Here is a 22,722-nt window from a genome sequence, read left to right on the forward strand (position 1 = left end):
ATCAGTGATAGTGATAAATAAAGGTGAGCAGCAATGGATCAAAATATTTACGGCTTTTCAACTGAAGAATCCTCTGAACAAATGTTAGTTTCTGGAGAAGTTAACTTCGATGAGGAGTTATTTTTTGCCGATGAAGTATCTGAAGATACCCCGACTGAAAGCTGGAAAATCTTGATTGTAGATGATGAGCCTCAAGTTCACACAGCTACCGATATTGCCTTAAGAAAATTTATTTTTGAAAACAAATCTTTAAAGTTTATTAGTGCTTATTCCGCGAATGAAGCTAAACAGTTAATCGAAGAACATCCTGATGTTGCTATCATCCTACTTGATGTAATTATGGAAACGGATGATGCTGGCTTAACCTTTGTTAAATATGTCCGGGAAGTGCTAGGCAATCAGTTAGTGCGAATTATTTTACGCACGGGTCAACCCGGACAAGTGCCAGAAAAAAGCATTATTATCAATTACGATATTAATGACTATAAAACTAAAACTGAATTAACCACATCAAAGCTATACACGACGGTGCTAACAGCTTTGAGAAGTTTTTCTCTAGGTCAGAAATTGCAGTCGGAAATAGAGCGGCGCGAACAAATAGAAAAAGCACTCCGTATCAGTGAAGAAAAAGAACACCAAAAAGCTCTTGCCTTAGAGCATTTTGTCAAAGAACTGCAAGAAACACAACTCCAGCTAGTTCAAAGTGAAAAAATGTCTAGTCTTGGTCAATTAGTTGCAGGTGTCGCTCATGAAATTAACAATCCGGTTAACTTTATTTACGGCAATATCTCCTATGCCAAGGATTATATTAAAGAACTCATCTATCTGTTGAATCTCTACCAACGGCATTACCCGCAACCAGAAGCAGAAATTCTCAATGCCATAGAAGATGGAGAGTTGTCATTTATCATCGACGATTTGCCAAAATTGCTTTCTTCCTTGCAGTTAGGTATCGAACGCATTCGCACTATTGTGCAGTCTCTACGCAATTTTTCACGGTTGGATGAAACTGAAATCAAATCAGTAGATATCCACGAAGGGATTAATAGCAGTTTGATGATTTTACAGCACCGCCTAAAGGCTAAGTCCGATCGTCCTGCTATTAACGTGATTAAAGACTATGACGCATTGCCGCTTGTGACCTGTTATGCAGGTCAGCTTAATCAGGTGTTTATGAACCTTTTAGCGAATGCTATAGATGCTTTGGAAGAGCGGGGAACTAGAGAAAAGGGTACAGTTTTTCACCCCCAGATTTTGATTCGTACTGAAGTCGTATCGGGCAATTCGCATGACAACATTAGCAGTGGTTCAGGCATTCGGGTAACAATTGCTGATAATGGTATTGGCATGACTGAGAAAGTTCGTTCTAAACTTTTCACTCCCTTTTTTACTACTAAGCCAATAGGAAAAGGTACAGGCATGGGATTGTCAATCAGCCGAAAAATTTTACTAGAAAAACACTGCGGTCAATTGCAGTGTTTTTCTACGCCAGAGCAGGGAACGCAGTTTATTATTGAGCTGCCGACTATCTGTATAGCCACCAATCTCGCGGTATCTATGGTCTAGGAAACTCATGTGACGGAATTCATTATATAGCGGTTTTCAGTTGCATGAGAACGGGGTAATATCAAATCCGGCAGCATCGGAATTATGTAGTGCGAGCGTCCATAGCGAACGATCTATGTCGCGAGCGAGACGCTCGCACTGATATCATCCAAATATATTATTCCGATGCAACTGGAAATGATATAATTGCTAATTGCTAATTAATCTGAATTCTGACAGACTTTTTTTGCGCGGCAAGCCCACCCCTTCAGGCGTTGGGATAGGGGCTGCGGCTTTAGTCGCATTCTTCTAACTTAATTGTGTTGGTTTTCAATATATTTTTTAATAGTGTCTTCCGAGGCGTTACCAACTGTGCCGTAAAAATACAGCATATTCCATGTATAAATAGTACACTGCATTCAGTAGATAAGCGGAAAAGCAGTAGATGACTTTAAACTAGGTATTTTAGGATGGGTATTAGGCGCTCATAGTGGCTAAACTTTGAACCACTTTGTACTCTTGTTAATAAATGGAAATGCTATTTTTATATGACAGATGGCTGGAAAGTTTACCCTAATTTTATTGCCGATGAAGCTCAAATTATTAGCAAAACCTATAGGACAAGAGTTGAGGGCGAAAATACCAGATTAAGATATTATTTAGCTTGTTTGAAACCAAAAACTCTTTGTTATTCTAAATCAGGCAGCAAGTTGCTCAGATATTCCCTTCGATTATTAATTCACTATCTAAAATTTGCAGATGTTCCAATTCCATATCAAAATCAAAGAAATTATTTGGGTCGTATGCGATCGCCGGCGTTGCTTAGTGATACCCTAATTCAGCAACGCCTTTTTTTTTAATATCATCGAGGCGCTTAAGGATCTTCGCTTTGCTGCAAATGCCGCCCAACTTCCTGATGACATACGTGCCAAAAATACAGGGCTAAATTCACAACAGCTAATAACTTAGTGCCATCTTCTAACATCGCGTGTGTTCCTTGACTTGGCAAGTCTAAAATATCCTCAAATCGGGAGATAGCAAACAAGAGAAATGCTGCGACTAATGGCAGGTAAGGAGTGGTTTTGATGTATCGCCAAAACTTAACTCCGTAAAGGAAAACAGCACTCCCGTAACACAAATAAATTAATTTCTTAGATATTCCCAATTCAGTAAGAATCAAAGTCATCCTAAACCTGTCATCCAGGAAAAAGACTCCCAGCAGTAAAGCACTAAAAAATAAGAATATTGCCGATCGACTGCGCGGATATTTTTGGCGCAACACTCCGAAAGTAAATGCACAAATTGCGACTGGGATGCACCAGAAAACTTCGGAAACTCCGGTGAGGATGCCTTCGTAAGGGAACCAGAAATTAAAAGGATCGCTAAACAAGCGTTCAACTCCGTCTCCCTGGTTGTTGAGTTTGGCGTATACGCTCAGACCTCCCAAAATCAGGACAGTCAGAGTGTTGAAAACAGCTAAAAACGGTACAGTAAAAAAATGTTTTTTGATAATTTCTAAAGAATTTGAAAAGTTGGGAATTTTATCGAAGAAAGGCAGATGCTTCATAAAAAATGTCTCCAAGCAATAGGGTTCGTTACTTATTCACCGGCAGCCAAACCACAAATGTAGTGCCGCGATCGGTTGGATATAAATGAGTTTCCCCAGATGGCAGCCATTCAGGATTGACTGGGGAAAATACTTCTATTTCTCCTTGCATTTGGCGGACTAAATCGCGGGCGATCGCCAAACCCAATCCTGTGCCGGGAATTTCTGTCTGCGCTTTTTCTCCCCGGTAGTGCCGCTCAAATAAATGCTCTAAATCCTGGGGGGGAATGCCGGAACCGGTGTCGCTGACTGCAACTGCTATGGCAGGCAATGGGCGGCGCCAGGCCCGATCGCCCGAAGCTGCTTTGTACCTAACTTTAATATAAATTTGGCGGCCGGCAGGGGTATATTTCAAAGCATTGTCAATTAAATTGCTCAAAACTTCGCGCAAAGCTCGATCGTTCGCTGAGACTGGTGGCAAATCCGCCGGAATGTCGGCTAGCAATTTCAGATTCCTTTCAGATGCGATCGCCTCGGCGGAAATTAACAGCGGTTTTAAGACTTCTGCCACAAAACAGGATTCGTTCAAATTGGCCGCAGGTGACAGCGACAGAGGAGAATGCCGGAGTAACTCTACATTGGGCATTGCTTTTTCTGAAGTGTTAGATGGTAGTCTCAGATTTGCTTCGCCGGTGTCAACGGTTCGATCGAACTGTAACAGCAACTCTTGCAGGCGATCGCTCTCTCGGACAATACTAAAAGCCACATTGCGGTTTTTGTCTTCCGGTACCAGCCGCCGCGCTAACAGCTTGCCAAAAGTTCGCAGCGCTGTCAGCGGACTTTTGAATTGGTGCAGCAAATTGTGCATCGTGTCGTACACCTGGGCCTGGATTTGGTGAGAAGAACCCAATTCCTGCTGCATCCACTGCGATCGCTGGTCTAAAATGCAGGCTAGGGCTAAGGTGCGAGAAATTTGTTGCATAGTCGCCTCCTCTGGCTCGTTCCAAGGCCTGTCTTGCCGACCGCACACCAAAAGTCCCATTACAGCTCCCTCGTGTATCAGAGGCGTCACAATTTGCCGACGCTGCTGCCATACATTCTCCGGGCCCGGGCACTGATTTGAACTGCGCTCATTACCCGGAAGCGGATCGGGTGCGATCGCCCCCACCGTTGATTCTTCCACAGGAATAGCCGGCGGGGCCAGCAGCCGCGGCATCGGTTTCACTGTCGAACTTTCGGAATATTGCAGCCTCAACCCCTGATTTGCTTCCGATTCGACTGAGGTTTCTGGGTAAACCGCGATCGGTACCAACTTTGCTTCGGTGCCTTCTACCAGCTCTTGTGTCAGGTATACCGCGCTGAATGTCGCTCCCAAACTGACGGCGATCGCTACCTGCGATCGGCAAAGCTTGACAAATTCTGAACTGGCTGGCATTAACATGAGCGCCACATTAAGATATCTAACGGAATTCTAAGTAAATTACAACTGGTCAGCCCCCGATTACAGATGAGAGACTTCTAGATTTCAGGTATCTTCGCTTTCATAGAAGGCATCGAAGCTTTCACGAACACAATTTGCCCTAAACCCCTGTGCGCTCTCCTTCCACCGCTCTCAAAGCTTGGATATTGCCGGAATTTTCGGGCCAACATACCACAACCGCTACACTTTTGTCGATCGGCACGAATGTTAAGATTATGTCGATATATTAAAAACAGTTGAAGTTTTGAGCTAGAACGGATATACTGGCCTCGGATTTGGTAGCTATCATTACAACCTGTCTGCTCATACTGTCTGCTCACAGAGGAGGTAAAGAAATTGGCCAGGAGACGCAAACGCAAGAGTCGCCGCCGACAAGAAGGACGCAGAATTTTAGAGTGTGTGCCTCAATATAGCATCGAGAGCGGCGAAGATAAACCCGTAACAGCGGCTCGCAAGTTCATCCATGCCGAAGGCATTGCTCCCCCAGCTTTGCTGTTAGTCAAGCGTAACGAGCATACCACTGACAGATACTTCTGGGCTGAAAAAGGTTTATTTGGAGCCCAATACGTAGAAGAGAACCATTTCTTGTTTCCCAGCTTAAAGTTGATGTTGGAAGCTACCGCAGACAAAATTCCTGTGGTGTCAGCGGGCCGCGCATAAATCAAAATGTTGAGCTCAAAACATTGACAGCAATGTTTTTCTAACTCTTTTAACAACAGCGCCAGAGTTCTCATTGTCTGGAGAGTGCCAACTGAATTTATGCGAAAAGTCCTTAGTAATTAGGGTATAAGGAGCCATCGCAGCACGATCGATCGCCGATTCGGGCGATCGCCACAGGGGCACTCTCAGGATAATGGTTTTTTTTGACTGTTTGTTCGATCGAACTTCCCGGCCAACTGAAAGCCACAAGCATTCATCGGTTTGTCTGCTCAAAGTCTAAGTACGGCATATAGCATATCAAAAAACGTTCCGCGCCAAACTTTTAATCTTCTAGCGGTTTCAAATCTAAAGCTTTTTGCATAGCTGCTAGTTCATCGCGGTGAGCTCTGACAGTAACCAAGCTCTTGGTTTGGCTTCCCGACTCAGCAACTGATTCGAGTTTGAGGGAGACTTGCTCCGAGCGTCCAGCTTTTTTCCAGTAAAATACGCCGGCCAGCGGGGACAGCAGTACCAACGCTAGGAAAATTTGACCCTGCTGGGGAACTAGCATTCCCAAAACCAGTCCCAAGCACAGAGTGCCGCCTGCACTTAGCATGGTTAGAAAAATAGCCAAAAACCAACTCGGCCGCACAAAACCCTCAAAGGTGACTTTATAGTTGGGAGCATCGACGGCTGCAACTCGGTAAGCTCTCTGGGCAAAATACTGTTGTAGCTCAGTTAAAAGTGACTCTTGGGCGCTCTCGGAAGCAAGCTTGACTTGTTCGATTCGAGGTTTGACTGAGGCTTTGATAAAGAAAAACAAGCCAACAGCCAACAGCAGCGTCAGCACAAATGTTGAAGGAAGAACAGCAGTATTCATTGGTAGAAGTTTGTGTAAGTGAAACGATCTACTATTACTTTACAGAACTTTACATAAGAAAGCGATCGAGGACTTACGCGGACACTTTTTAACCAAAATTCGCAGAAAGCTTCTTCTGCAAGACGTTTTTCTCCCCATCACCAAATTCCCATATCTCCCAATCGTCGCTAATTCTCAAGTGACCGTGCGTAAGTCCTGACGTAGTGTAGCTGCTTTAATTGCTGTGCGGCGATCGAGCAAAGCGAAGGCAATCGGGCAAATCGCTTTGCAAGTAGCGCCAGCTTCTCTTGGGTTTAGGCATCCGATTCAAACTCGGCTAACCCGTGTGACCGGTTTCTAAGGCGCGGGGCCGACGCCCTGACGCGCCGTTTCCCTGATTGATGTAGTCGTGCCAGAGACGAGCGAGGTCTTGAGCTTGATGCCGCCACTCGGGGAGGATTTGATACATCCGGCGCGGGCGGCCGCGTCCTTCTACTTTTTTCCAGTAACCGGTGATTACGGCTTCATCTTCGAGGAATTTCAGAGCGCTGTAGAGGACAGTATCAGAAAGTCGGTAGATGGGGAATTCCCGCTCTAGTTGTCCGATGAGTTCTGTACCGTAGGAATCTCCGCGCAATAACACCGAGAGAATGTAGCACACTGCTAGTTCCTTGTTTAGATAAACAGGAGGGGGGTCTTGAAAAAATTGATAGATATGTTCAAATTTCATCTGTCTTGTCCGCTGGAAACTCTCGTGATACCGTCAGGTTAACGGGAGAGGAAAGCGGGGCGGGGTGTGCCGCTTCCTAAGAATTAACTGGGAATGCGGGGAAACAGAGGTGCAGTATTTCCCCAGTGAATGTTGATAGCCCCAAACGCTTGTCCTGCACTTCGGTAATGTTTGCCTGCGCCAAGGTTGAGGAGCGCTGACGTAACGCCGCTTACTAATTTCCTCTTCCAATCTATCGCAGCGACTATTGTCAAGTGTGCGATCGCAGCGAGCGAGTTGCAGTTAATTCGGGAGTTGGTGTTTTAACTTTTAACTCAAAACTCGCAACTTGCCCAAAGCCTTTGTCTGCCTTGTCTCTGCGCTCTAGCTTGTCGCTCGGAAGCAGGCTTTTTTCCGGCGAAAGCTTGCCTTTAAACCGGACTCAGACCTAACATGGCGCGCAGTGTAAAAGTTAGAAAGACAAAAGTCGCTACGATCGAAGTAATCAGGGCGATCGCAGTTGTCGGTCGATCGAGCAGGGGTCTGAGTCGCTCGAACAGGAAAAAGAAAATCCCCAGACAAATCGTAATGAAAAAGCGGGGGTAGCGAGAGACGTTATTAATGAAATCTTGCATAAGCTTGGTGGGGTAAAGTGTCACAGCTCGATCTTTGACTGGTAACACTTGTGAGCGAGTTAGACAATTTTGGCACACCCAGAGCTAAATCTGCCGATCGGGCGATCGGGCATTTTTGTGGGCGAGGCTGACATATATAATTCTAACGAAAACTTTTCGCCGATCGATCGGGCGATGCCTGTTTAATGCCACGCAACCTCCGGTGACAACTACAGAAGTATGTCTATTGAGTTCTAGTTGTGATAAATATTATAGGGCCGTTATTTCTAGATAAATGTCTGCTTCCGCACCTTCTTTCGTCTTGCCGCGTCCCTTTCTGAAATGGGCAGGAGGCAAAACTAGGTTGATTGGACAATATCAACCTTATTTTCCTGAAAAGTTCACCACTTACTACGAGCCTTTTTTGGGTGGCGGAGCCGTATTTTTTTACTTAGCACAGCAGCACCCTTCTTTGCAAGCTATTTTAACAGATATTAATCCTGAGTTGATTAATGCCTATTGCTGTGTCAGGGATAAAGTTGAGGAGCTAATTGAGCTTTTGTTCGATCACCAGTCCGAACACAGCAAGAACAATAAAGAGTATTATTACTGGGTGCGATCGCAATCCTACAAAAAAGATACAGAAAAAGCAGCACGCCTGATTTACCTAAATAAAACTTGTTACAACGGCCTTTACAGAGAAAACTCAAAAGGTGAATTTAATGTTCCCATAGGCAGATACAAAAATCCTAATATATGTCAACCCGATTTACTGCGATCGGTCTCATCTGTACTCGCGCCCGCTCAAATTCAAGTCAGAAAATTCGATGAAATTTTGGATTTTGCCACAAGCAGCGAAGACTTTGTTTATTTTGACCCGCCTTATTATCCGATCAGTGCCACAAGTAACTTCACCGCTTACAGCCGGGATAATTTCAAAGAATCGGAACAGCTTAAACTCAGAGATATTTTTGCAGAACTTGCCGAACGGGGCGTGAAAGTTATGCTGTCTAATTCCAACTGCGATTTCATCGAAAAAATCTACAGCGATAGTCAAGCTTTTCCAATAAAATCTCTTCCCAAATTAATTGAAATATCAGCATCTAGGGGAATTAATTCTAATAGTTGCAAGCGCGGCAAAGTCAAGGAATTATTAATACGTTCATTTTAAATTACACTTAAGAAAAGTCTCTACCTAAGAATATTTTGTAGGGCAACCCGTGGTTTCCCCGCAGGCGGCCAAACCAAGTTGCGTAATTCCTGATTACAGATGTTTGTTAGCCCAGGTAATAAAACCTTCGAGCTTGTGAACTCCCAACAAATTTTGATTGTCGGGAATTTGTTTTTTAAACCAGTCGATCGAACCTTGCCTCATACCGTCACCGCCCACTATCACAATAGTTGGCACCCGGTAGCAATTTTTAATATTTAAATTGAGGTAAGGATACTTCTCATCAACGGAACCTTTATCTTCTTGCCACTTGCACTCAACAATTAGACCCCGAGGAAACGAACCGGAACCAACAATATAAAAATCGACATTTATTTCAGTTTCATAAATGCTAGAGCCGATATAAACCTGTTTAGCATATCGCTTGGGATTTTCAGTAGAGATTAAGAGCCAATCTCGCTTGCGCTTTTTCGGCAACTGGGGGCATATTTCGAGATATCCGTGGCCTCTCAACGTGCCTTCGACAGTTGTTTCTAAAACAAAACCCGTTTTATTGGCTCTACAACCCCTCTTCATATTGTTGGCTCCTGAATATAATCTGAATTAAGCCGATCGCACTTGAATCACCCCTCTATCAAAAACCCGCTTGTCAGTACCGATAGAACTGACAAACATCCGGTCTTCATAAACATCAAACGTCGCAAAACTGAGCCGGCTAGCAGAATACTCCGTCCACTCAGAACGCCCCACCGGACGAGTACCCCCGCCAGCACCGCAAATCAAATAAGTCGTACCGTTAATCGATCGAGTGCGTTCGTAACTGTGCTCGTGCCCGTTGATATAAAGCTGCACGCCGTACTTTTGAAACAAAGGCGTCAAAGTCTTAATAAAAGGTTGATTCACTCCGTACACGCCAGAAGAATAAATCGGGTGGTGGCCGAACACAACTTTCCAAGGTGCAGTGCTCTGACTCAACTCTTTTTCCAGCCAAACAAGCTGATTTTCCCAGTCAGCATTGTGATTGGTATCTAAAGCAAAAAACTGTACCGGATCGCGCCGAAAAGTATAGTAGCGACCTTGCATATTAAAACCCGCATATTTAACTTGCGGATCGCCGTTAGCAGTGCGGATGTCGTGATTTCCCAGACAAGCATAAAATTTTACGCCTTGCTGCAATAACGGCTGATAAGGCCGCTCGAAAACAGCATTAATTTTTTCAATTTCGCCGTTAGTGTAGATATTGTCGCCGGCGAGAACAGCAACATTAAAAGGGTTTTCGCGGTGATATTGCGCCATCGCCTCAGCCACAGCATACTGACCTTCAGCCCCGGTACCGGTGTCGGCCACCGAAATAAAGCGTAAAATAGGCGGTGAGGCCGGCATTGGGACGATCGCCCTTTGGGCCTCAACGTTAGAAGGCACAGCAGCGTTGGCGTCTGTACCCCAGGAAGTCCGAAGCTGAAGCATTTTCCAGACTCCGGCAAAACCTAAGCTGCTGAGACTGCCTAAAACTAGAAAATGACGGCGTTTGATACTCATTGTGATTCAGTTACAACTAATGAAATGATAAATTAAGGCTGAGATGGCTCAACTAAAATTTATCGCTTTTAAATATATTTGGAACGCCCGAAGGCAGAAAAAATGTCAGAAGAACAACTAAACCAACCAACTCCAGAACCCTCTCAATCTCCGAAACCGGAGGTTGACTCGCCTGCAAAGTCTGCTGCGACTCGCAGCAAAACTCAAAATGCCAGCAGCGCTGTTCCCAAAAATCAGGGAATCAAAGCTTTGATTGCCTCGATCGGCAATTTGGGAAAAAAAGGCAAAAAATTAGCAGCAGAACCGCCGTTGCAGGCCCAAAAGCCGATCGCGCCCACCGCTTCTGACTCAGCAACAACAACTCCTCCGGCTGTTGCTGCGGAAGTTAACAGCGTGCCGCCAAAAGTTGCTGTAAAATTTGATAAAAAGCCTGTATCCCAACGCACGGAAGGGAGTTTTTTACAGAAAATCGGTGTACTTTGGCAAAGTATTGTGCGGCTAGTGCGGGATCTGCTGCCGGCATCTGCGAACGAGAAGCTGTCCGATCCAATTTTAAACGCCGCATTAGCAGCAACTCTCATCGTTGCAGTCGGTTTAACGCTCAACAGTTTCTCGGCAAAACCGCCGGAGAAACTAGCAAAAGTCTCTTTCCCAGCAGCGCAGCAGTCGCCGCCAACGTTTGACGATTTTATGGTGTCGGGAACGCCGCAATCACCAGAGGCGATCGCACCGTCAGCGCCAATATCTACTAAATTCAAAAGCAAGTTGCCCGATTTAGTGGCTCCAGAAAAACCCCAACCCGTAGAAATGATCCCACCGCCGCCGCTGACGCCGGAACAGTCTCTGATTGCTGCTATTCAAACTCAAGTTACTGAAATTAAGAATCGACTTGGCGGCGGTTTAGTTGAGTCTGTTCAAGCTAATTTTTCTAGCAGCATTTTGACTGTAAAAGTCGCTGAAGATTGGTACAAACTCAGCGAAGTCGAGCAAAATCAACTAGCAACTAAAATGTGGAAGGAGGCTAATTCACTCGATTTCAGCAAGCTAGAAATTGCTAATAGGGAAGGAAAGTTAATAGCTAGAAGTCCCGTTGTTGGTTCGGAAATGATTATTTTAGAGAGAGGGATTAATTAGACTTTAAATTGTCGGTATCTGTAAACTATCAGACCGATGTTAAAGTCCAGGACGCAGAACCGCCATTATGTAGGGTGCGCCGTGCGCACCTTACGGCTGTTGATTTTTTTTAGGCGATCGAACTTTTCAAAGCTCCGACAGAATGCTAGGATTAAATTAATTAAGTTTGAGGAAAATTGAAAAATGACAATTTTAACTCAAGTCGAACAAGTAGAAATTCAATATCCCAGCAGCGACGGAGAGCCGATGGCTGAAAGCGACATCACGCGCGATTACATGACTTACAGCGTTGAAGCTGTCAAGCTTTACTTTCAAGAACGTTCTGATGTTTACGTGTCAGCCAATTCTTTTATTTATTACGAACAAGGGAACAACCAGGCGGTTGTGGCCCCGGATGTTTATGTGGTGTTTGGAGTGGCCAAACGCAAAAGGGATAATTATAAAGTTTGGGAAGAAGGGGGAATTACTCCCGATTTTGTATTAGAAATAACTTCGGAAACAACTCAAACGAAAGACCAAGAAACCAAACCAGAAATTTATCTGGCTTTGGGAGTTAGGGAATATTTTCAGTACGATCCGTCGGGAGATTATCTGAATCCAATTTTACAAGGAGTACGTTTAATCAACAATCAGTACGAGCCGATTCCAGCGAACAATATCGCTTTCGATACGCTGTGGTTGTTCAGTGAAGTGCTGGGACTGGAATTGCATATAATTTCAGGAGAATTGAAGTTTAGAGTTCCTGAAACGGGTGAGTTTTTGAAGACTCACAAGGAAGAAAACCTGGGACGGCTGGCCGAGCAACAAGCACGGCTGGCAGCGGAGTCAACATTGCGATCGCTCGTAACTCAACTTTTAAACTCTGGGATGAGTTTGGAAGAGGTAGCGCAAATGATGAATTTATCGACTTTGGAAGTGAGACGATTGGTAGGGGAAGACTTTTGATCGATCGCACTTTCCCAAGATATCAAGGATAGTGCGATCGAAGTATGGGACAAAATGCGAACAGTCAACCGTCAACCGTCAACCGTCAACCGTCAACCGTCAACCGTCAACCGTCAACCGTCAACCGTCAACAATTAACTAATGACTATAGAGGCTTATTAGTAGGTTTAAAACCCTGCTTTTGAAAATAGGTTCTAAATACCTCCTGAGCAATTGGTGCCGCCGAGACAGCACCAAATCCGCCGCCTTCAACGATAACTGCGATCGCAATTTCCGGTTTATCAGCAGGAGCAAAACCCACATACATAGAATTATCAGGATGACCGGGCATTTCCACAGTCCCAGTCTTACCAGCACTGAAAGGAATAGTACCGTCATTCATGGCGCGGCCTGTACCTTTTTTCACCACGTCAATCAATCCTTGTTTAATGACGTTTAAAGTTGTCGGTTTAATACCAGTTTGAATTTTTTTAGTAACAGGCGTATTGGTTTGAGAAGCCAATAAATGCGGCTGCACTCGCCAACCGCCATTGGCAATAGTTGACACCATCACTGCCAATTCTAAGGGAGTACAAAGTACCAAACCTTGACCGATCGCCATTGTTACGGTATCGCCCACATACCAATCTTCCCCATACATTTTCTGTTTCTCTGCTGGTATCGGAACTTGACCGTGATTGGCGCCGTCTATCCCCAAAAGTTCTAAATTAATAGTACCGCCAATGCCCATTTTCTTAGCCCATTTCGCCATTTGTTCGGGCCCGGCAGCCATACCTACTTGATAGAAAAACGTATTGCTGCTGTAGGCCAAAGCGTCCCGAAAACCGATAACGCCGTAACCGGCGCCGTGTTCGTTAAAGTTAATTCCGCCGATGTTAATTGAAGCAGAACTTACCAAAGTCGAGTCAGGAGAAAACTTGCCCGACTCCATCCCGGCTACAGAAGTTACAATTTTAAAAGTGCTGCCGACTGGATAGCCTTGAACGGCCCGATTTAAAAATGGTTTGTCTGGCCCTTGCAGTCTATCCCATTCTTTTTGAGTTACCTTACGAGTGAAAATATTGGGGTCAAATGTCGGCCAACTAGCCATTGTTAAAAGAGCTCCGGTTTTGACATCGATCGCCACAACTGCACCCAGGCGATCGCCCAAAGCTTTTTCCGCAGTTTTTTGCATATCTAAATCTAAAGTTAGCTGCACAGATTTGCCGGGAATAGGGTCTTTTACACCTAAATCTTGGATTTCTTCGCCTTTAGCATTTACCTCGATTAAACGGTTTCCCCAAACGCCCTCTAAAGTTGAATTGGCTAATTTTTCAACTCCCATTTGACCGACGATCATCCCCATCGGATATGCAGGATTAGCTTTTAATTCCTCTAAAGTAGCTTCGCCGACGTATCCCAAAAGGTGAGCTGCTAATTGCTGGTTGGGATTGTCTCGGCTCGATTCTACGCGAATTTCAACTCCCCGCAAAGCATTACTTTGTTCTCCCAAAGCGACAAAAGTACCGACATCGATATCCTTACTAATTCGCACTGGTAGGGCGGATTTGTAGCCTGCTCCATCGATCTTTTTGATAATTTCGGCCGCGGGAAGTTTGACGATCGGGCCCAGTGTAGCGGCGATCTCTTGCCACTCCTTGGCCGATCGCTCTTTTGGCCACAAATAGACCGATCGAGATACGCGGTTGGCCGCAAAAATTTTGCCGTTGCGGTCTAAAATTTGGCCCCGGTTGGCTGCGACTGAAACAGGGCGAATGCGGTTATTTTCCGCCCGCTGTCGGTTGTAGGCTCCCTGTACCAGTTGCAGTTCGGCTAGACGAAATATCGGCAGCGTCACCAAGGTAGTGACTAGCAGCATGAAAATCATAGCTTGGAGCGATCGGCTGCGTTGCCGTGCAGGATTGTCCAAGCCATTTTTGTCGAATCGGATTTTAGAGTTAAAAGAAAAATCGCCAGCCATATTAATTAATCTGCTCTTTTTATTCAACTAACAGGTTGATCGGGTTGCCATCCGGATGATTTGGCAGAAGATACAGGGATAATAACTTCTAACTCTTTAGTAACAGACAAAAATTCTGCCTATTGGCAGACCAATCAGCGGGATTTTTTGATTAAGGTAGAGCTTAAATATCAGGTTTTTTTGACAATTCAACTATTAAGGAGGTACGAGCGCTGTGGAACCGATCGATTTTTTGATTGCTTGGCTGGTGACGGGCAGCAGCTTGCTGCTACTTTCTCAACTGCCGATCGGCGTAGAAATTGACAGCACACCCAAAGCAGTAATTTCCGCTGCGGTTTTGGGAATTTTGAATGTTTTAATTTTGCCAATTCTAAAAGCAGTTTTTTTCGTGCCGAACCTACTGACGCTGGGATTGCTTTCCGGTGCGTTTGCTTTTGTAATGAACGTGATTATTTTTGCCTCGGCTGCGAAGTTAGTTGAAGGATTTAGCTTGCGGATGGGTCTTTGGAGCGCGGTACTGGGGGCGATCGCCTTGGCTGCAGTTAGCAGCTTTATCAACGGCGCGCTGATTTAGCAACTTCCCCAGAAAAAGGGCGATTAAAATCGCCCGATCTTTCCAACCCTTGCCTTGCGACTTTCGTTTGTCTAGAAGCGATTTCAATCACGGAATATTCCTTCTCCCTTCTCCCTTCTATCCGTTAGATCCGTTAGATCCGTTGCCGAACTTCCTTCTATCCGTTACATCCGTTAAACAATCCGTTGCCGAACTTCCTTCTTACTTCCCAATCACCGACTTATAGGCTGTCACCTTAATATCAATCCCAGTAATATCGGCGCCGACAACAACAGCCGCCGCTCCTAAATCCAATGCTTTTTTGGCCATTTCCGGTCCAGCGATCCCGCCTTCGCAGATAACGGGAACCTTAAGCTTTTCTACCATTTCCGCAAGCAAATCAAATCCGGGCGGCGAGAAATTTTGCGTCTGGGGAGTGTAGCCAAAAAGAGTAGTTCCCACAGTATCTGCACCAGCTTGAACCGCCGCGAGCGCAGCTTCTATTGTATCTACATCCGCCATCACTAATTTGCCCAATTCGCTGCGAATTCGCGCGATTAACGTCTTTAAGTCTTCGCCAGGAGGACGGTTTCTCAGAGTAGCGTCAACGGCGATAATATCGGCTCCAGAAGCGGCGATCGCCCGCGCGTCTTCAAACCGAGGAGTAATGTAAATCTCGCATCCCGGCAATTGCTGCTTCCAAATCCCAATTATGGGAGCGGATATTTGTTTTCGCACCGCCGCAATATGAGTCGGAGTGTCAATCCGCACGCCCGAGGCTCCTCTATTGACAGCGGTTCGAGCCATTGCCGCAATTACGATCGGATCGTGCAGCGGCGAATCAGCAGGTGCTTGACAAGAAACAATTAATCCTGTAGGAATTTGACAATTAATCATGGGGAATTGGGAATTGGGAATTGGGCATGGGGCATGGGGCATGGGGCATTGGGGATGGGGCATTGGGCATCGGGCATGGGGCTTTTTTTGTAATTTATTCCCTGTGCCCTATTGAACTCAAATAAGCGTTCAGTTTTGGTAGTAGTTTATCGACAATTGGTTTAAATTTGCTTACTTCTTCGCTGGTGATAAGTTGTCTAGCATAGGCTAATCTTAACCAGTTTACTGTTTCGTACAAAGAGCCTCTAGCAATTTTTACAAAACGCCGATTATCTTGGTCATTATAACGACCTCTTCCTTCAGCAATATTAGCACAGACACTATCCGCAGACCGAACTATCTGTTTGCCCATCGTATCTTTTGTGAAGTAATCCCATTTTTTAACAATCTCCCAAATCTGATTCGCCACCAACTTATAAACCTCTAATTCCTCAAAATCAGGTCTTCCCATAATTACCTCAAAAACTCAATTATATTAAATGCCCAATGCCCCATCCCCAATGCCCAATGCCCAATGCCCAATGCCCGATGCCCGATGCCCGATGCCCGATGCCCGATGCCCGATGCCCGATGCCCAATGCCCCATGCCCAATGCCCAATGCCCCATGCCCCATGCCCAATGCCCAATGCCCAATGCCCAATGCCCGATGCCCGATGCCCGATGCCCGATGCCCGATGCCCGATGCCCGATGCCCAATGCCCCATTCCCAATTACCCATTACCAATCCCGGCCATTAAAGAAAGAATTTTGTCAAGCAATTGCTCGGGGTGAATCGGCTTAGCCAAACAATCGTTAGCTCCCGCCGTCACGAAAGATACTTGATCTGCGGGAATTTCCTTAGCGCTTAAAGCCAGAATCTTGATATTTTCAGTAGCGGGTTTTTGGCGCAGTTGGTGAATTATTTCGCAGCCATTCATACCGGGCAAACGCATATCCACAATCACTGCATTCGGCTGCAAAAGTTCAATTTGTTCCACCGCCGCCGAACCTTCAATCATCCACACCACTTGCAGTCCTGCGGCTGTCAGGATATCGCAAATCAGCATGGCAGTTTCTTCATCTTCTTCGACGAGCACGAGGCTGCCCCGCAAGGAGGAAGAATGCAGGGGTAAAGATGAATTCGATTTTTCATATTTTAATTTTGTGGATTCATCTTTGCTTTGAGTTTGGATGGGTATAAAAACGGTAAAAGTAGAGCCGACATCAACTTGAGAGTTGACTTCGATGGCGCCGCCGTGAAGCTCTACTAACTGTTTAGTTAAAGCCAATCCCAGACCGGTGCCGCCGTATTCGCGGCGGTAGGGGGAATCCAACTGCTGGAATTTTTGAAACAAAAGCGATCGCTGATCTTCGCGTATTCCAATGCCGGTATCTTTGATTTGAAAAACAGCGGTGCTGCCGGCCGGTGCTATACCGGGATGCCGCACTGCCGGCGTTAGATTTTTATCTTCTGTTACCCAAACTCGCAGGATGACTCGCCCGCCTTCGGGAGTAAATTTAATCGCATTTCCTAAAAGATTGAAGAGAATTTGTCTTAAGCGGCGCGGGTCAGCGGTGAAGCGATCGCACTCTTGCTTTATCCGCTGTTCTTGCAGCAGTTCCACGCCTTTAGCCACAGCTTTTTCTTTGAGGGCGTGCAGGCTCTGAGAAGCTAATTTAGAAAGAGAAAATTCACTAATTTTTAATACTGCTTTTCCGGCTTCTACTTGCGATAAATCTAAAATATCGTTAATTAATTCTAATAAGTGGTCGCCGCTGTCCCGGATAGTTTGCAGGTACTGCCGCTGCTTTTGCACCGGCACTTGTTTGCTGCCAACTTTGCCGTAAGACCACCGCAGCAGGGTGTCGGAAATGCCGATGACGCAGGTGAGGGGAGTCCGCAATTCGTGACTCATAGCTGCCAAAAATTCGCTCTTGGCGAGGCTGGCCGACTGGGCGGCGACCAGTGCATCGCGCAGTTCTCGCGTGCGCTCTATTACGCGCTGTTCTGAGGTGCGCTTTTGCTGCTGGACTTCTGCATAAAGTTCGGCTTGGTAAATGGCGATCGCCAAATGTTCTGCTATTTGCCGCAAAAATGTTTTTTTGCTTTCTTCCCACTCCCGAACAGTACACTGGTGGGCAATTAGCAGCCCCCACAAGTCGTCTTGAACTACGATCGGCACTAGCAACTTCGCCCGCACCTTCGCCCGCCGCATCAACTCTAAAAAACAAGGCTGCGAAGAGTAAGTTTTTTCCACATCCGCAACGCACAAAGCCAAACCTTTGCGATATTTCTCTCTGTCAATGACTCCATTGGTAAAACACTGCGCGTCTTCACTAAAATTCAGTACAGACGAGATAGCATCGTTGGCTAAAGCTTCGTAGGTGACGCGACCTAAATACAAGTAAGACCCGGAATTTTCTGGGATTTCACCAGACCCAGAAACCGCCGCAGGAATTTCTTTAGCTAACTCGCCCTTGTGCGGCGCTGGCACTTTTTCAAATTGATAAATTAACAGGCGATCGACCTCCAAAAACTCTCGCACTCGCTCGACTGCTTTTGACAAAATTACAGGCAATTCCAAACTCTGGCGGATTTGAGTTGTCACCTGATTCAAAAGTCGCTCTTGTTCGAGCTGCTGCTGCAAAGCATCTTCCACTGGCTGACAAAATGAAATGCAGGGACTGGCAATTTGTAATTGATTTACGGCTTCGGAAATCTGGATTTGTAGCGTTTTTGGATCTATCAGTTTGGGCGCAGAATTTTGCTCTATTTCTGTTTGGGTGTGTAGGGGCTGGCGACTTTTTGGGCTGGCATTTACAGCGAGAATATCCAGCAAATTTAGAGTGAATTCGCTTTGAAGAAATGCCGAGTTTGGCTGTATATTTTTAAGTGCTTGTTTGAGGGCGCGAATATCAATTTGCCCCCTGGGTGCGGGCGTTATTTTTGCGAGTTTGTCTGCGAGGGGAGAGAGGAAATTGGCGATCGCCCCGGGATCGAAAGTCAACTGCACATTCAATTGCGAATTGAGATTTGTTTCGCTGTGTTTGAGTCCGTTTGTTGCGGACTCATCTAATAGGTTGCCGCGCAGCAGCGCGCTAAAATGATCTGATACCACTGCTGCAAACCTTTGCGACGAGTTTTCCAGATGTGGAGAATCAGCGATCGCATCGTCGGCCAGCCAAATCGCCCCGGGGAGTTTTGCCATTTGCTGTAACAACTGGTAAGCAGCCTCAAAGGTTGCTAGCGGCAAAGTCCGACTTAAGGTTTTTGGTTTCAATCTAGATATTTTCCCGGTTGTTTTAAAGAACAAAATATGAATGCCCCAATTTTGGGGACGGAACCCGGGGCGCAGCAGGCTTGCAGGCTCCAACAGACTTGAGATGAAAGTAGTCAGAAGGCAGGCTCTCGTCAGGCCCTGGAGCCAGAGGGCTTATTTCTCCCTATAATTGTTATTATTTTGAACAATCTTATTCCAGTATAATATTAATATATAATTTGTTAACTTCTACTTAACACTATCCGGGTAAATGAGCAATCCAACTCAACTCACCCCCGATTTCACGATCGGACATCTGCCGTGTCACCACTTCCAAGTGAGTGCTGCAACTCCAGGACAGGTAGTGGCTGAAAGATTCGAGCAAGAACCCGACCTGCCGGGAGTCATTATTACTCACGAATCACAGATATTGGGCATGATTTCTCGCGTCAAATTTCGAGAGCAAATGAGTCTTCCCGATCGCGTACAATTTTACGGGCAGCACCCGATTCGATCTTTGTTAGATTTTATTAGAATTCCGCCTTTGCTGCTTTCTGAAAACTGGAAAGTTGAGGATGCCGTGCAAGCGTCTCTCCACAGGCACAAAGACTTGATTTATGAACCAATTATTGTGGTAATGGCAAACCACAGCCACCGCCTTTTGGACGTTCACACTCTGATGATTGCCCAGTCTCAACTTTTAGCACAAGCTAACAAAACTATTCAAAAATACCGAGTAGAAAGACACAAATATCAGGCGATTCTTCAAAAAGAACAGACCAAAGTTCAAGAATGTAAGGAGCTTTTGAAATCCCAACAGCGTCAAACAGAAAAATCGCAGAATACTCCCACTTCCCAGCAAGTAGCACTGGTAAAACAAGCTGAAGAAATCGCTATCATGAATCAGCGATTTGTGAGGATTGCGAAGCTGATTTCCTCGGAAGGTCGCCAAGCATTTCAAGCTACTTTTCAAGGTGCTAATTCTATTTGCAACAATACAGATAAAATTTTGGGCGTTGGCAAAGCAATAGCTAATGATTTAGAAACGGTTAACCGCACTTCCCGAACCATCCGGGAGGCGATAGAACAAGTCAGGCACTTAGCAGTACAGGTGGCTGTAGTTACCAATCAAATGGGAAATCAGCCCAACGGCCTGAGCCAAGTGAGTCTGGAAATTGGCAGACTGGCGAGTAAAACTTTTGAATTAGGGACTCAAATGGAGCAAATTGCCAGTCGGTTTAAACTTCGCGTTCACGAACTGACGGAGGCAGCAAGAGCGGGTGCTAATGTGGCTAAATCCGTGACCATCAAGATCGATCGCGCGGAAATGGCGCTGTTAGAGTTGGAGGAATTAATAGCGGAAAAAAAATTAAATTCACTTCCCGCTATCAAAGAACCTTTGGGAGTCAGAAAAAGTGTTACCGCTCATTCTTTAGTGAAGGAGATAGAACACGCCGAAGTCGCGGTTTCGGAGTTGGAAGAGATAGTTAAGCAGCAAGATTCATCGCAATATCTGATTCAAAAAATTCAGCAGGCGCTGAAGTCCAAAAAGCCATAAAATCCCAGCGAAACTCTGATGAAACATTTCGATAGGTTAAAAAAAATCAAAATAATAATTTACAATTTTAGTTTTTCAAGAATACTATTTGTTATGGTGAGAGGGGAAATATTAAAAAAAGTTGGAAAAGGTTATTTAAATATCCCAATAATTCGCTAAAAAATCCCGAAAATAGCTGAACTAACAGCTAACAATTATGAAAATTCTGCTAGTAGAAGATGACACAATTACAGTCAATTTGCTGACCCAAGCGCTCAACTCTCACAATTACAATGTGACTGCGGCAGCCGACGGTGAAACAGCCTTGCAGTTGGTGCAGGCATACGATTACGACCTGATTGTTTTGGATGTGCTGATTCCGAAACTCGACGGCATTAGTTTGTGTCGGAAATTGCGATCGTCCGGCTGCAAAATGCCGATTTTACTGCTGACAGCGCTAGACAGCAGCAGCGATCGAGTTCAAGGTTTAGAGGCGGGTGCAGACGATTATGTGGTCAAACCCTTTAATATCGAAGAATTAATCGCTCGGATTCGGGCTTTGCTGCGCCGGGGCAAGGCAACTTTGTCGAGTACAAATTTGACCTGGGAAAAACTGCAAGTCAACCCGGACACTACGGAAGTAAGTTATGCCGAACAAGTGCTGCACTTGACTCCCAAAGAGTACCATCTGCTGGAACTTTTCCTGAGAAATCCCCGGCGCATTTTCAGCCGCAGCGCCATCCTCGATCGCATTTGGTCGGCCGGCGAATTTCCTCAAGAAGAAGCCGTTACCGCTCACATCAAGGGGCTGCGGCACAAGCTGAAAGCAGCCGGGATGACTGTAGATTTAGTGGAAACCGTGTACGGATTGGGCTATCGGCTCAAAAGTCTGCCGGAGGATATTGAGAGCCAAAAAGTTGCGCGGGAAACGGCAGAAACTGCTAAAAGTCAAGAGACTTTATCTGCTGAATCTAGCGGGTCGAGCCAGGAATTAAACAATGACGAGCGCCGCCTCAAAGTCCTGACTGTGGTTGCCCAAATGCGGGGAAAGTTAAAAGCCAATTTTCTAGAAAAGGTGGCGATATTCGATCGCGCGATCGCTCAAATCAAAACCGGAACCCTGGAGGACGAACTGCGGCGGGAAGCTCAGGCGCAAGCTCACAAATTAGTCGGTTCTTTGGGAACTTTAGGGATGCCGAAAGGTTCGGAAGTTGCGCGAAAGATCGAACATTTGTTCAAGGCTGAAAACATCTTGATACCGGGGACGGCTCAGCAGATTGAGGGATTTCTGGATAAGCTCAAACAGATATTCGATAGCCCGCCGCCCGAACCAGAAAGCGATTTGGTTGCTCAGCTTTCCCAACAGCGCCACATCCTGATCGTTGATGATGATACTTTTGGTAGCGATCGACTGAAAATAGCAGCATCCGGTTCCGGCTTCCAGATAGAAGTCGCCAACTCTCCGCAAGCGGCAAGAATTGCGATTTCTCAACAGCCTCCCGACGCGATTTTGCTGGATTTGACCTTTTCCAGAACTCAGGAAAACGGACTTACTCTCCTAGCCGAACTCCTCCGTGAAAATCCCGACATTCCGGTGATGGTTTTTAGCGCGAACAATCAATTGAGCGATCGAATAGAAGTTGCTCGTTTGGGAGCTTCCGGCTTTTTACACAAATCGATACCCCCAGCAGATATACTCAAAGCAGTCGGCCAAGTTCTAGACCAGACAGGCCCTGCTGCTGAAGCTAAAGTTATGGTGGTAGACGATGACGTGCATCTATTGGCTGCACTGAAAATGATTCTACAACCTTGGGGTTTTCAAGTAACAACATTGGACGATCCCGAAAAGTTCTGGGAGGTACTCGAAATCACTTGTCCAGATTTGCTAATTTTAGATGTGGAGATGCCCGGTTACAGCGGTATCGAGCTGTGTTTGGCAGTGCGGAACGATTTGAGCTGGAGCAAGCTCCCCGTGCTATTTTTGACGGCTCATTCCGAGTCGGAAACCGTGCGCCAAATGTTTGTCGCAGGTGCTGACGATTACGTGAATAAGCCGATCGTGGAACCGGAATTGATTGCTCGCCTCCTGAATCGTTTGGAGCGGATTCAACTCAGGCACAGGCTGGCTCAGACACAGCGGTAATCCCATTAAAGATTAAAGAATTGAAGAATTGGGAATGACTGATGAGTCTCATAGTTTCGAGCTGGCCTACAGTTGCAGTCTTTTTTTAAACTGGTATAAATAGGAGGAAATATGCCGTGCGCGTCCGAAACGGCTCGGGAAGCGATCGCCAAGACTTAGAATTGTTTGGTTGTGTGATTCGGACGCGGTGGCGTTGATTGATGTTTGCCCG

22 protein-coding genes and 1 pseudogene are annotated in these 22,722 nt (G+C 45.8%); 9 read left to right on the forward strand and 14 right to left on the reverse strand.

What is annotated here, in order from left to right; translation table 11 throughout:
* Positions 1–33 precede the first annotated feature (33 nt).
* Positions 34–1,566: an ATP-binding protein gene (locus tag QUA02_RS22645; RefSeq protein WP_333030864.1), complete on the forward strand. Its 1,533-nt coding sequence runs from the start codon at positions 34–36 to the stop codon at positions 1,564–1,566.
* Between the two features lie 293 nt (positions 1,567–1,859).
* On the opposite strand, the gene QUA02_RS33700 is transcribed toward QUA02_RS22645, so the two are convergent.
* A complete protein-coding gene (locus QUA02_RS33700; RefSeq protein WP_445305198.1) occupies positions 1,860–1,964 on the reverse strand; it encodes a transposase in 105 nt (34 codons plus the stop codon).
* Between the two features lie 19 nt (positions 1,965–1,983).
* On the opposite strand from QUA02_RS33700, the pseudogene QUA02_RS22650 reads away from it, so the two are divergent.
* Positions 1,984–2,405: pseudogene (locus QUA02_RS22650) on the forward strand (IS1 family transposase); the annotation flags it as partial.
* Between the two features lie 14 nt (positions 2,406–2,419).
* Here the strand turns inward: QUA02_RS22650 and QUA02_RS22655 are convergent.
* Together QUA02_RS22655 and QUA02_RS22660 are read right to left on the reverse strand one after the other, a co-directional pair.
* Positions 2,420–3,112 (reverse strand): DUF8692 domain-containing protein, encoded by a 693-nt coding sequence (locus tag QUA02_RS22655; protein ID WP_333030866.1) that lies wholly within the window; start codon positions 3,110–3,112, stop codon positions 2,420–2,422.
* 28 nt (positions 3,113–3,140) lie between these two features.
* The gene (locus QUA02_RS22660) at positions 3,141–4,526 is read right to left on the reverse strand and encodes a sensor histidine kinase (RefSeq protein WP_333030869.1); all 1,386 of its coding nucleotides are present in this window, start codon (positions 4,524–4,526) and stop codon (positions 3,141–3,143) included.
* 381 nt (positions 4,527–4,907) lie between these two features.
* Between QUA02_RS22660 and QUA02_RS22665 the strand changes: the two genes are divergently transcribed.
* On the forward strand, positions 4,908–5,231 hold the full coding sequence (locus QUA02_RS22665; RefSeq protein WP_333030870.1) for a DUF3155 domain-containing protein: 324 nt from the start codon (positions 4,908–4,910) through the stop codon (positions 5,229–5,231).
* Positions 5,232–5,246: 15 nt separating this feature from the next.
* Here the strand turns inward: QUA02_RS22665 and QUA02_RS22670 are convergent, their stop codons facing one another.
* The 4 genes from QUA02_RS22670 to QUA02_RS22685 form a co-directional block, all read right to left on the reverse strand.
* Positions 5,247–5,504 (reverse strand): hypothetical protein, encoded by a 258-nt coding sequence (locus QUA02_RS22670; protein ID WP_333030872.1) that lies wholly within the window; start codon positions 5,502–5,504, stop codon positions 5,247–5,249.
* A 49-nt stretch (positions 5,505–5,553) separates the two neighbouring features.
* The gene (locus tag QUA02_RS22675) at positions 5,554–6,090 is read right to left on the reverse strand and encodes a cofactor assembly of complex C subunit B (protein WP_333030873.1); all 537 of its coding nucleotides are present in this window, start codon (positions 6,088–6,090) and stop codon (positions 5,554–5,556) included.
* 316 nt (positions 6,091–6,406) lie between these two features.
* Positions 6,407–6,799, reverse strand: a complete 393-nt coding sequence (locus tag QUA02_RS22680; protein WP_333030874.1) for a PadR family transcriptional regulator — start codon at positions 6,797–6,799, stop codon at positions 6,407–6,409.
* A 410-nt stretch (positions 6,800–7,209) separates the two neighbouring features.
* On the reverse strand, positions 7,210–7,413 hold the full coding sequence (locus QUA02_RS22685) for a DUF751 family protein (protein WP_332983780.1): 204 nt from the start codon (positions 7,411–7,413) through the stop codon (positions 7,210–7,212).
* Positions 7,414–7,687: 274 nt separating this feature from the next.
* Between QUA02_RS22685 and QUA02_RS22690 the strand changes: the two genes are divergently transcribed.
* Positions 7,688–8,563 (forward strand): DNA adenine methylase, encoded by an 876-nt coding sequence (locus QUA02_RS22690; protein WP_333030876.1) that lies wholly within the window; start codon positions 7,688–7,690, stop codon positions 8,561–8,563.
* Between the two features lie 93 nt (positions 8,564–8,656).
* On the opposite strand, the gene QUA02_RS22695 is transcribed toward QUA02_RS22690, so the two are convergent.
* Together QUA02_RS22695 and QUA02_RS22700 are read right to left on the reverse strand one after the other, a co-directional pair.
* Positions 8,657–9,139, reverse strand: coding sequence for a PD-(D/E)XK nuclease superfamily protein (locus QUA02_RS22695; protein WP_333030878.1), 483 nt, complete (start codon positions 9,137–9,139; stop codon positions 8,657–8,659).
* A 27-nt stretch (positions 9,140–9,166) separates the two neighbouring features.
* Positions 9,167–10,102 (reverse strand): metallophosphoesterase family protein, encoded by a 936-nt coding sequence (locus tag QUA02_RS22700; protein ID WP_333030880.1) that lies wholly within the window; start codon positions 10,100–10,102, stop codon positions 9,167–9,169.
* Between the two features lie 102 nt (positions 10,103–10,204).
* Here QUA02_RS22700 and QUA02_RS22705 point away from each other — a divergent pair, with 102 nt between their 5' ends.
* Together QUA02_RS22705 and QUA02_RS22710 are read left to right on the forward strand one after the other, a co-directional pair.
* The gene (locus QUA02_RS22705; protein ID WP_333030881.1) at positions 10,205–11,236 is read left to right on the forward strand and encodes a hypothetical protein; all 1,032 of its coding nucleotides are present in this window, start codon (positions 10,205–10,207) and stop codon (positions 11,234–11,236) included.
* Positions 11,237–11,419: 183 nt separating this feature from the next.
* Positions 11,420–12,181 (forward strand): Uma2 family endonuclease, encoded by a 762-nt coding sequence (locus QUA02_RS22710; protein ID WP_333030882.1) that lies wholly within the window; start codon positions 11,420–11,422, stop codon positions 12,179–12,181.
* Positions 12,182–12,326: 145 nt separating this feature from the next.
* Here the strand turns inward: QUA02_RS22710 and mrdA are convergent, their stop codons facing one another.
* Entirely contained in the window at positions 12,327–14,141 is a 1,815-nt protein-coding gene (gene mrdA, locus QUA02_RS22715) for a penicillin-binding protein 2 (protein WP_333030883.1), read from the reverse strand.
* A 214-nt stretch (positions 14,142–14,355) separates the two neighbouring features.
* Between mrdA and QUA02_RS22720 the strand changes: the two genes are divergently transcribed.
* On the forward strand, positions 14,356–14,715 hold the full coding sequence (locus QUA02_RS22720) for a phage holin family protein (protein ID WP_333030886.1): 360 nt from the start codon (positions 14,356–14,358) through the stop codon (positions 14,713–14,715).
* A 201-nt stretch (positions 14,716–14,916) separates the two neighbouring features.
* On the opposite strand, the gene QUA02_RS22725 is transcribed toward QUA02_RS22720, so the two are convergent.
* The 4 genes from QUA02_RS22725 to QUA02_RS22740 form a co-directional block, all read right to left on the reverse strand.
* Positions 14,917–15,591, reverse strand: coding sequence for an N-acetylmannosamine-6-phosphate 2-epimerase (locus QUA02_RS22725; RefSeq protein ID WP_333030888.1), 675 nt, complete (start codon positions 15,589–15,591; stop codon positions 14,917–14,919).
* A gap of 94 nt (positions 15,592–15,685) precedes the next feature.
* Positions 15,686–16,042, reverse strand: a complete 357-nt coding sequence (locus QUA02_RS22730; RefSeq protein ID WP_333030891.1) for a four helix bundle protein — start codon at positions 16,040–16,042, stop codon at positions 15,686–15,688.
* A gap of 19 nt (positions 16,043–16,061) precedes the next feature.
* Complete coding sequence (locus QUA02_RS33845) at positions 16,062–16,310, reverse strand: hypothetical protein (RefSeq protein ID WP_510182598.1); 249 nt, start codon at positions 16,308–16,310, stop codon at positions 16,062–16,064.
* Complete coding sequence (locus QUA02_RS22740) at positions 16,303–18,852, reverse strand: hybrid sensor histidine kinase/response regulator (protein WP_333030893.1); 2,550 nt, start codon at positions 18,850–18,852, stop codon at positions 16,303–16,305. Before QUA02_RS22740 ends, QUA02_RS33845 begins: the two co-directional genes overlap by 8 nt.
* 250 nt (positions 18,853–19,102) lie before the next feature.
* On the opposite strand from QUA02_RS22740, the gene QUA02_RS22745 reads away from it, so the two are divergent.
* On the forward strand, positions 19,103–20,389 hold the full coding sequence (locus QUA02_RS22745; RefSeq protein WP_333030894.1) for a CBS domain-containing protein: 1,287 nt from the start codon (positions 19,103–19,105) through the stop codon (positions 20,387–20,389).
* Between the two features lie 196 nt (positions 20,390–20,585).
* The gene (locus tag QUA02_RS22750; RefSeq protein ID WP_333030896.1) at positions 20,586–22,511 is read left to right on the forward strand and encodes a response regulator; all 1,926 of its coding nucleotides are present in this window, start codon (positions 20,586–20,588) and stop codon (positions 22,509–22,511) included.
* Positions 22,512–22,722: the final 211 nt, after the last annotated feature.

The sequence above is a fragment of the Microcoleus pseudofavosus SVA1_A4 genome (assembly GCF_036700565.1).
Taxonomy (GTDB): Bacteria; Cyanobacteriota; Cyanobacteriia; order Cyanobacteriales; family Microcoleaceae; genus Microcoleus.

Excerpts from the sequence above, each read along its gene's own strand:
- QUA02_RS22705 (WP_333030881.1), top strand. The coding sequence starts at position 10,205 with ATGTCAGAAGAACAACTAAACCAACCAACTCCAGAACCCTCTCAATCT.
- QUA02_RS22685 (WP_332983780.1), bottom strand. The coding sequence starts at position 7,413 with ATGCAAGATTTCATTAATAACGTCTCTCGCTACCCCCGCTTTTTCATT.
- QUA02_RS22680 (WP_333030874.1), bottom strand. The coding sequence starts at position 6,799 with ATGAAATTTGAACATATCTATCAATTTTTTCAAGACCCCCCTCCTGTT.
- QUA02_RS22655 (WP_333030866.1), bottom strand. The coding sequence starts at position 3,112 with ATGAAGCATCTGCCTTTCTTCGATAAAATTCCCAACTTTTCAAATTCT.
- QUA02_RS22690 (WP_333030876.1), top strand. The coding sequence starts at position 7,688 with ATGTCTGCTTCCGCACCTTCTTTCGTCTTGCCGCGTCCCTTTCTGAAA.
- QUA02_RS22660 (WP_333030869.1), bottom strand. The coding sequence starts at position 4,526 with ATGCCAGCCAGTTCAGAATTTGTCAAGCTTTGCCGATCGCAGGTAGCG.
- QUA02_RS22730 (WP_333030891.1), bottom strand. The coding sequence starts at position 16,042 with ATGGGAAGACCTGATTTTGAGGAATTAGAGGTTTATAAGTTGGTGGCG.
- QUA02_RS33700 (WP_445305198.1), bottom strand. The coding sequence starts at position 1,964 with ATGCAGTGTACTATTTATACATGGAATATGCTGTATTTTTACGGCACA.
- mrdA (WP_333030883.1), bottom strand. The coding sequence starts at position 14,141 with ATGGCTGGCGATTTTTCTTTTAACTCTAAAATCCGATTCGACAAAAAT.
- QUA02_RS22745 (WP_333030894.1), top strand. The coding sequence starts at position 19,103 with ATGAGCAATCCAACTCAACTCACCCCCGATTTCACGATCGGACATCTG.
- QUA02_RS22700 (WP_333030880.1), bottom strand. The coding sequence starts at position 10,102 with ATGAGTATCAAACGCCGTCATTTTCTAGTTTTAGGCAGTCTCAGCAGC.
- QUA02_RS22675 (WP_333030873.1), bottom strand. The coding sequence starts at position 6,090 with ATGAATACTGCTGTTCTTCCTTCAACATTTGTGCTGACGCTGCTGTTG.
- QUA02_RS22725 (WP_333030888.1), bottom strand. The coding sequence starts at position 15,591 with ATGATTAATTGTCAAATTCCTACAGGATTAATTGTTTCTTGTCAAGCA.
- QUA02_RS22710 (WP_333030882.1), top strand. The coding sequence starts at position 11,420 with ATGACAATTTTAACTCAAGTCGAACAAGTAGAAATTCAATATCCCAGC.
- QUA02_RS33845 (WP_510182598.1), bottom strand. The coding sequence starts at position 16,310 with ATGGGTAATTGGGAATGGGGCATTGGGCATCGGGCATCGGGCATCGGG.
- QUA02_RS22750 (WP_333030896.1), top strand. The coding sequence starts at position 20,586 with ATGAAAATTCTGCTAGTAGAAGATGACACAATTACAGTCAATTTGCTG.
- QUA02_RS22645 (WP_333030864.1), top strand. The coding sequence starts at position 34 with ATGGATCAAAATATTTACGGCTTTTCAACTGAAGAATCCTCTGAACAA.
- QUA02_RS22695 (WP_333030878.1), bottom strand. The coding sequence starts at position 9,139 with ATGAAGAGGGGTTGTAGAGCCAATAAAACGGGTTTTGTTTTAGAAACA.